Origin of the sequence: Psychrobacter sp. AOP7-A1-24 (assembly GCF_052376235.1) — a bacterium.
Taxonomy (GTDB): domain Bacteria; phylum Pseudomonadota; class Gammaproteobacteria; order Pseudomonadales; family Moraxellaceae; genus Psychrobacter.
Genome location: NZ_JBQSVM010000095.1, coordinates 1 through 1,263 on the forward strand (window position 1 = coordinate 1; position 1,263 = coordinate 1,263).

Here is a 1,263-nt window from a genome sequence, read left to right on the forward strand (position 1 = left end):
CAGTGGCTGCTTCAAGATTTAAAGTTTTGTTGATCTAACTTTTAATTTCTAAAAGTTTAGTTATTGCAAACAAGGTCTTAAAAATAGTTAATCAGCACACTTTGTTCTAATGTAATGCAATAACTGATATACAAGCAAACAATGCTATATACGTGATTGATACAGTGTCGCTACCTAAGTAAATACCAATTGAAAATTAAACCGTTAGACTGATAACTATCAATATGAAGGTCTAGATACTATGACTGAATAATTGATAAGTTTATCAATCCTCAGTCGGCATTATATTTATAGAAAATTATTAATTTAATTAAACCTCTCAATCAATTATTTACTCAAAAAGGAATTATCTCATGTTAAAGAAGAATTTATTATCTATTGCAGTCGTAACCGCAGCCATGTCATTAGCCGCTTGTAATGATACTGAAACAGTTGCAGAGCCAACCGAACCTGAAGTAACTACAGAAGAAACGGTCGTTGAGCCAATGGCTGAGACAGATACCGCTGTAGAAGCAGAACCAATGGCCGAAATGGACATGGAAGCGACTCAAACAATCGCTGAAATTGCAGCAGAAAATGAAAACCTAACGATTTTAACCGCTGCACTACAAGCTGCAGGCCTTGACACTATGTTAATGGAAGATACTAAGCACACTGTATTTGCACCAACTGATGATGCATTTGCCCCAGTATTAGAAAAACTAGGTGTGACTCAAGAAGAGTTATTGGCAAATACTGACTTACTAAATACAGTGCTTCCATACCATGTATTGGCAATGGAAGTAAAAGCTGCTGATATCCCATATGGTACTGATATCGAAACAGCAAATGGTGCAACTATCTCTATCAGCGAAGATAATGTTATTACTGATGCTACTGGTAACACAGCAAACATCACTGGTACAGATATCATGGCAACCAACGGTGTGGTTCATACTATCGATGCAGTATTGATGCCTGAATAATCTGTTTGTTAAATTATAGATTTTTAGTTTATAAGTTAATGAAAGAAGGCCCAGCCATCGTGCTGGGCTTTTTTGTGTCTACCATTCAAGAATAGGTAGCTTCAAATAGGGAGGTCGATGCAAAGGGTCATATTGATGTGTTATTTGCTACCTAGATTGATGCAGTTATCTAGTCATTATTAAGTCATAAAGTGTCAGAGTGGGCTTTGTACAAAGGACAGTCAGAGAATAAAGTAGTTATTGAGTACTACTTCAAACTGAGGTCAACATTGAGAAACGATAGAATGATTTTAAGATA

1 protein-coding gene is annotated in these 1,263 nt (G+C 35.9%); it reads left to right on the top strand.

Annotated elements, in window-relative coordinates; translation table 11 throughout:
* The first annotated feature begins 353 nt into the window (after positions 1–353).
* A complete protein-coding gene (locus ACT3QQ_RS13840) occupies positions 354–965 on the top strand; it encodes a fasciclin domain-containing protein (protein WP_444521342.1) in 612 nt (203 codons plus the stop codon).
* Positions 966–1,263: the final 298 nt, after the last annotated feature.

Coding starts and splice junctions, on each gene's coding strand:
- ACT3QQ_RS13840 (WP_444521342.1), top strand. CDS start 354: ATGTTAAAGAAGAATTTATTATCTATTGCAGTCGTAACCGCAGCCATG.